We start from the raw sequence: 7,307 nt of genomic DNA on the forward strand, positions 1-7,307 counted from the left end.
CGCTGCGCCGCCGCCGGGTCGATCGGCTCGGCCGTCAGCATGCCGAGCAGCGCCTGCTGCTCCTGCGGCTCGTAGAACCGCTGCACATACGCGAGCAACTGCGCGTACTGAAGCATATTGCCGCTGCCGAGCGGGTTGAACAGATCGCTCATATTGTCGCTGCCGAGCGTCACGCGTACTCCGGCGCCGAGCAGCGCCTTGGTGCGCGTGATCGCCCGCGTCGCGATCGCCGTCGGACAGACGATGACGCGCAGACCGGCTGCCGCGACCTGCTCGATCGCCTGCTGCGCCGCCTCCTCCGCCACGCCCGCCAGCGAGTTGCAGTGGATCGCATAGACGCGCGAGCCGAGTCCGCGAGCTGCCGCCTCCTCCGCTAGGCGAGGCAAGAGGAAATGCTCGGGCCGACCGCTCTCGTCGGTATGGAACTCGATCCACGGCGCGTCCCGTCGCTCCGCCAGCTCATAGATGCGCCGGATATGTGCCGCGCCGTCTGCATCGCACAGCGTATGGCCGCCGATGCCGATCCGTCCCATCGTCAGCGCCTCCTCGAGCAGCTCTGCCGTCTCGGGATAACGCTCGAAGCCTTCCTGGCTGAACGCCGTCAGATCGATGACGACCCGATCGGCATAGCTCGCCTGCAGCTCCAGCAGCGCCTCGACGCCCTGCAGCCCGACCAGCGGGTCGACATCGACATGCGTCCGCACATAGGTCGTCCCGTACTGGAGCATCAGCTGCAGCGCCGCCTCCGCCCGCTCGTAGATATCCCGTCTGGTGAAACGCGCCTTATGCTCGCGTGTCCAGCCGCCGCGCTCCGGCGCCGGCGCATCCACGTATCTCGCGAGGCTCGGGACGAGCATCCCCTTGTCCAGATGGGCGTGCTCGTTGACCAGACCCTTGATCCGCCAAGATGTGGTCATCAGCGCCCACCTCCCGCAGCTTCGGCTTCGACCTCGGCGACGACCGCGATCAGATTGGCCCCCTGCGGCCCTTGATGCTCCGAGCCGGCCGAGCAGAGGATCGTCGCATCGCCGACCACAGCGCCGACGACGGCATGCGCCACCGCCTTGGCGAGGATGCCGCTATGCATGCTGAGCGCGTCCGTATGCATCGTATGGCGCTGGCCGCGGATGTCCGGACGCGCGTCCGCCCCCGCATTGACGAATACCTGACGGATGCGGCCTTGGGCATCCGTCGGCAGCGCTGGCTGCGAGTCGATCCCCATCCCGCTGAACACCTCATGCAGTCCCGCCAGATCGAAGCTGTCGCGCATCATGCCCGAGCCGACGACGAGCGAGCTGTCCACTCCCTCCCGGTTGCCCATCACGATGACCCGCACCGCCGTCTGCTCGCCGCCCGCCGAGACGGACGTCCGCAGCGAGTAGAGGCTGTGGTCGCCATTGATCGCCGTCTCGTCGATCCGCTCGCGCTCCAGCTCGCCGAGCGCCACGGCCGAGCCGAGCGCGGAGGCCGCCTTGGAGCGAGCGCCGCCGACGCCCCATGGGCACTTGATCTCGACGCAGTGCACATCCTCCAGCGAGCGGATGCCGCTGTCGGCGATAGCCGCGAGCACCGTCTCGGCCGCTACATCGACCTGCACGCTCGTGCCGATCTCCTCCGGCAGCAGCCTCCGGCTGGAGGCAACGCCAAAGGCGAAGCGCTTGCCGCCGCCTGCTGCCTCTGTGGCAGAGCTGACAGACGCATCTTCTCCGCGCAGAAACAGCGTATAATGCGGGCTCATCAGGCCGCCGGTCTTGCCGATCATCATCATCGGGATCCGGTCGAACACCTCCTCATGCGTCCAGCCCAGACGCTCCGAGAGCAGCACCTGGAAGGCAAGCGTGCTGTAGCCGCGCGCGTAGCCGTCTCCCTCCGTCTGAGCGATGATGCCCTTGATCTCCTCGGCGCGGACCGTTTCGTCCGCGAGCCGCTTCTCCAGCTCGCTCACATCCCCCGGGTGAGCCATCGGTAATTTCAGCAGTTCGTAACGCATCATATATCCATCCTTTCGATTAGTTGATTTATTTGCAGAGTCAAGGGCCGCCTACGACATTGACCAGCGGCGTGAAGCCGTCGATCCGGCAGGCAATCGTATCCCCGGCCCGGATCACGGCAGCGCCGGGCGTGCCGGTCAACAAGATATCTCCGGGCAGCAGCGTCATCACTTGCGAATGAAAAGCGACGATCCATGCCGGCTGAAACCGCATCAACCCCGCTCGCTTGCTGGCGACCACTTCGTCATTGCACACGGTGGCGACGACGAGCTGCGACAGGTCCGCGATCTCCTCAGGAGTGACCAGCTCGGGGCCCAGGCTGAAAAACGTGTCAAAGCTCTTGGATCGCGTCAAATACCGGGGATTGCGTCGATGGATATCGTCTGCCCCGATGTCGAACGCCGCCGCATAGCCGGCGATACAGTCGGAAGCCTCGGCCTCCGAGACATCGCGACACCGACGGCCAATGACGATAGCCAGCTCGGCCTCGGCGATGACCCGCTCGGACTGCGGCGGGATGACCACGGTATCGCCATAGCCGATCAGGCTCGTGTCCGGCTTCATGAACCCGACCGGCTCCTCCGCGCGATCCACCTCCGCCAGCTCCGCTTCGTCCGCGACGTAGTTAAAGCCGACGCCCCAAATTTTGCGCGGCAACCGATAGAGCGGCGCGTAGACGACCTCCTCGGAGGCTAGTGTTGGCCAATCCCCGAGCTGTGCGGCGGACCGTCCCGCCAGCCAGCGCGTCAGCTCTTGCAGACGACCGCTCTCCACGAGCCGCAGCGTATCCGTCGGCCATTCCGTACCGCTCCGCGCATTGATCGCTTCCATCGTCACGATGCCCTCAGGCAGACGGACAGCCGCCTGCTCCAGGCCCTGATGCGACACGGTCAACAGTTTCATGCGTCGCTTCCTCCTCTGCTTTATGCCTTGCTTCCATTCTAGGAGATCCGGCAGCCGGAATCATTGTGCGGCCATGCCCAAAAAGGCGCCGCGAAATTAGTCGCAGCGCCCAAGGCAAGCAGCTATGTTTGTTCGTAGAGCGTATTAGCATAGCGAACGTTACCCTCCTGCCGTCATCCGACTATAGTCCCCATCCCTACCGTAATCTACCTGACCGATGCGCACCTGCCGCCAAAGGTTCGTCACGCTGCTCCAGCATCGTCAGAAACGCATCGATACGCTCGATATAGGCGGCTGCAGTAATTCGTCGGGGCGCGAATAGACTAATCGCCAGAGCGCGCCACCACGAATCTGCAACCGACGTCTGAAGCATCGAATGCTCCGTATCCGGCAGCAGTTCGACCGTCAACAAATCCTGCGCGACCCGCTCGCGATAAACCGCCTCCGTCTCCCGAACGTCCACATGGATATCGTCCTCGCCCAGCAACAGCAGCACCGGAGTATCGAAATGAGCCAGGTCTTCCGTCGCATCGGAGTTGTAGTTGGCCTGCACGAACGCCCAACGCTCGCGCGACATCGGCTCGCTCTCGGGCGTCTTCGCCACATACGTCTCATAGGATGCGCCCTCTCTTAGCAGCTCGACGACTTGCGCCTGATCCCGCAGCCGCTGCTCGATCTCCGTCTCGCTCGCACCTTGCCCGGCCAGGTGGCTGCGCGTATGATACTGCCCCTGGGTGAGCCAATTGATCGCCGGAGAGACGAGGATGCTGAACACCAGACGTTCCGCCCCTGCCAGCTTCGGGATGACCCAGCCCGCCTGACTGGCTCCCCATACTCCGATCCGATCCGGATCGATCTCAGGCTGCTGTCGAGCCCACGCCAACGCCTGCCGCGCCTCCTCCACGCGGTCGTCCATCGTCTGCGCCAGCCAATCGCCCTCCGAGCCGCCGATGCCGCGCTTGTCCAGCGACAAAGAGGCATATCCCCGCGCCGCCAACCGTTCCCATACCGGCCGGTAGCCGTCATCGTGAGAGGCGTCGATCGGCCCGTCGCCATGGATGAACAGCACCAGACCGACGCGCCCCTCCCGTCCCTCCGGCAAGGCGAGGATTCCCGTCAACTTGCCCTCAGCAGTCTCGATCTGCACCTTGCGCTCCATCATTGCGTAGCTATGTTGGTCCAGCACATATGCAGCAAGCGCGGCCGTCAATATGACGACAGCTGTAAGCGACCAGATTATTTTCCGTTCCATGCCCACCCTCCTGTTTCGCCATTATAATAAATGCGGTCTATCCGCTCAGCCCCGCCCCTTAACCTCAGCCGCCCAGCTCATATACAGCCAGCGCTCCTCGCCGAGCAGCCAGCGACTGACACGGCTGATCGACGTGTGCGCGACACGAAAGCCGAGGCGCTCGTAGAGTCGCCTGGCTCCTGGATTGCCAGCAGCGACATGAAGCGTCAGTCGCACCCGCTCCGCCGCCGCCAGTCGCTGCACCTCGCCGATTAACAGCGCGCCGATCCCCTGTCCGCGATACGTTGCGTTAACCGCCACGTCGCCGATGTACCACTCCCCCGCCCTCGGGCGATGGCTCAGCAGCGACAGCGCGAGCGACATCGCCGCCGCCTGCCACAGACCAATCGAGCGCGCCAGCCGCATCCATGCCATTCCGCCGTCCGCGATAAGCAGCCGATTGTCGCGCGCTGGATATCGCCGAAGCAGCAGCGTGCCCGCCAACCCGCCATCCACAAGAATGAGGATGCGTCGCTCTCCCGTCCCTTCTTCAACAACAGAGAATGCCCGTGCCAGCCGATCAACGCCTAGCCCTGTTAACCGCCCAAGCTTGGCGTGGAAGGCTTCGGCGAGCAGTCTCCCGACCGCCTCTCGCCACTCAGGCTGCATCGATACGAGTGCCGGCTCAGTCCTGCTCATACGCCGCGCTCCTGCACCGCCTGCACCAGCTCATAGTGGACCCGCCGCCGCCGAACAGCGAGAGGTATGATCGCTCGATCAACACCGCGTCGCCAAGCCGCGTATACCCTTGCTCAGCAACATAAGTCTCCAGCCGTCCCACCTGCCGCTCCACCTCTTGCTCCCGCTCCGCCACAAACGCACAGGAGATCGTCAAGCTCGCCGGAATCACCCGGTCGGCCTCAGCCTCCTCCGCCTTGATATAGAGACCGACCTGCCCATTCGCTTCGCGAATATGTTAGCTTACACCTTAGGTCTGGCCTAATGTCAAAGCTTTTACACCCGGAACGGTCAGCGACGTAACAAAAAGCGAACGCAAAACGCCCCGAGCCGGTAAAAGGCTCGGGGCGCAGTTGCAAGGTCTAGCGTGTTTCCAGCATATTCATAATCATCGTGATCGAATCCGCACGGGTGGCCGTGGCGCGCGGCGCGAACAGGTTGCCAGGACGTCCCTGGACGATGCCTGCGTCGCTGACCGCCTTGATCGAGCCCTTCGCCCATGCCGGGATGTCCGCATTGTCGGCAAACGAGGTCGCGCTGCCCGAGCTCGTATCCAACTCCAGACTGGCGGCGATCATCGCAGCCATCTCCATCCGGGTAATATTCGCATTCGGACGGAAGGTGCCGTCGGGATAGCCGCTGACTACGCCCGCATCTACCGCAGCAGCGACAGCCGATGCCGCCCAGCTCGGGATACTCGCACGGTCCGCGAAGTCGAGCGTTGCAGCCGCCCCCTGTTTGCCTGTCGCATTCATCAGCATGACGGCAAACTCGGCACGAGTGACTGTATTGCCCGGACGGAAGGTATCGTCTTCGTAGCCTTTGACGATACCAGCGGCCGCGGCCTTGCGGATCGCTGCCTCTGCCCAGTGACCGGCAATGTCGGTCAGCTTGACCGGCACCTCTGGCTCCGTTCCACCTGGCTCTTCGGTCGACGTCTCATCGACGGCGAACACCGCGAATTTCGTAAAGTGGTCGACCGTCGCAGTGACGACATCGCCGTCTACCGTACCGCCCACCTCTACCCATCGCTTCGCCTCTTCGTCGTACCAGAAGATCGAAGCCTCCTTGCCCTCGCCGATCAGCGAAGGGTCGAACTTGAAGGCAAGCGATACTGGCTTGAGGAAGGCGCCGGACGTCGTCTTCGTAATCTCGAACACGGGTGAGACCAGCGTATCCCCTGCACCGATAAGTCCTGATGGATCAGTCAACTGCGCGATCGTCAGCTCCATCGGCGCATCGGTCGCTCCGGCAGGTACGCTAACCTTGGCCAGATCGCCCATACTGACGCCGCCTGCGGCGCCTGCTGCCAGCGATGTCTTGGTATCGCCAGACGTTGCGCCGCCCCCTGGCGTGCCTACCCATGGCCCGGACGAGCTTGGCGCAGTTGTCGTCGCACGAACGGTCAGACCGACACTCTCATTGCCCGCCTCGTCGATCGCCTTGACCGTGAAGACGTAAGCCGTCCCCGCCATCAGTCCGCTGACGTCATAGGTCATCTGATCCGCAGCCAGCGTCGCCAGTGGCTCAGTCGCATCGCCGAGATAGATGCGATACCCTGTCACACCGACTTGATCGCTCGCCTGCGGCCAGCCCAGCGACACACTCGTCTGCGTCACATTCGTCGCCTGCAACTGGCTTCCTGCGTGCCAGAACGGAGCGCTGTAATCGCCCACTGCGACCTGTTGCGTCCCTACCGTCTCGAACCAGTCGCGGATCGTATTCACATCATCGGAGAATGCCAGCGAGAGCATCAGCAGGATGCGCGCATGCTGGGGATTAAGGTTGTCCCCCGGGATGATGTTGCCGCTGCCGCCGCTCACGCTGCCCGAGCCGGTGCGCGTCGTCGAGACGAAGACGACGCCCTGGTCGCGGATCGCCTCTGTACGCGCCGCGCTGAGGCCCGAGGAGATGCCGCCGGCGCCGGTGCCGGCCGTGACGATACCCTTGGCGCCATCCTTCACCAGACCGCGGATCGCGCCGCCGGTCGCCTCCTGGTAGTTGTAGACGATCTCGACGAGCGGCAGCTTGTCCTTGCTGATCGTCCGCAGATCGAACGGCGTCGCCCAGTCAGCCTTGCCCGCACGGAGCGCCCGCGCATTAAGCCGGTAGATACGCACAGCCGGATCGTCGACATAGCCAAGTGCGCCGAACATCGGCGTCTTGAAGGTGTCCATCCGATGCGAGTTGCCCTTGGTCACTTCGCGGGCGGCATGGATCACATCGTTCAGCATCAGGACGGTGCCGAACCATTTGGTCTTGCCGCTCGCTGCGACCTTGATGGCCTGATAGAGGTTGGCCGGGCCGTCGGTGCCGATGACATCCCATGGGCGCATCGCCCCGGTGACGACGACCGGCTTTTCGCTGCGCACTGTCAGGTCGAGGAAGTAAGCGATCTCCTCCATCGTATCCGTACCGGTCGTGACGACCGCGCCATCATAGAT

General features: G+C 63.8%; 7 protein-coding genes. All 7 read right to left on the reverse strand.

What is annotated here, in order from left to right; all coding sequences use genetic code 11:
* Window positions 1-917: amidohydrolase family protein (locus tag PA598K_RS30955; protein WP_128660643.1), on the reverse strand; the 917-nt coding region annotated here is incomplete at its 3' end.
* A complete protein-coding gene (locus tag PA598K_RS30960) occupies window positions 917-1,990 on the reverse strand; it encodes a ring-opening amidohydrolase (protein ID WP_128660644.1) in 1,074 nt (357 codons plus the stop codon). The genes PA598K_RS30960 and PA598K_RS30955, both read right to left, overlap by 1 nt.
* 40 nt (window positions 1,991-2,030) lie before the next feature.
* Window positions 2,031-2,894, reverse strand: a complete 864-nt coding sequence (locus tag PA598K_RS30965) for a fumarylacetoacetate hydrolase family protein (RefSeq protein WP_128660636.1) — start codon at window positions 2,892-2,894, stop codon at window positions 2,031-2,033.
* Between the two features lie 196 nt (window positions 2,895-3,090).
* Entirely contained in the window at window positions 3,091-4,146 is a 1,056-nt protein-coding gene (locus PA598K_RS30970; RefSeq protein WP_128660637.1) for an alpha/beta hydrolase family protein, read from the reverse strand.
* 45 nt (window positions 4,147-4,191) lie between these two features.
* Window positions 4,192-4,824 (reverse strand): GNAT family N-acetyltransferase, encoded by a 633-nt coding sequence (locus PA598K_RS30975; protein WP_128660638.1) that lies wholly within the window; start codon window positions 4,822-4,824, stop codon window positions 4,192-4,194.
* Window positions 4,811-5,035, reverse strand: a complete 225-nt coding sequence (locus PA598K_RS30980) for a hypothetical protein (protein WP_128660639.1) — start codon at window positions 5,033-5,035, stop codon at window positions 4,811-4,813. Before PA598K_RS30980 ends, PA598K_RS30975 begins: the two co-directional genes overlap by 14 nt.
* Before the next feature lie 190 nt (window positions 5,036-5,225).
* A partial coding sequence (locus PA598K_RS39120; RefSeq protein WP_128660640.1) for an S-layer homology domain-containing protein occupies window positions 5,226-7,307 on the reverse strand: 2,082 nt, incomplete at its 5' end.

Origin of the sequence: Paenibacillus sp. 598K (assembly GCF_003851045.1) — a bacterium.
Classification (GTDB): domain Bacteria; phylum Bacillota; class Bacilli; order Paenibacillales; family Paenibacillaceae; genus Paenibacillus_D.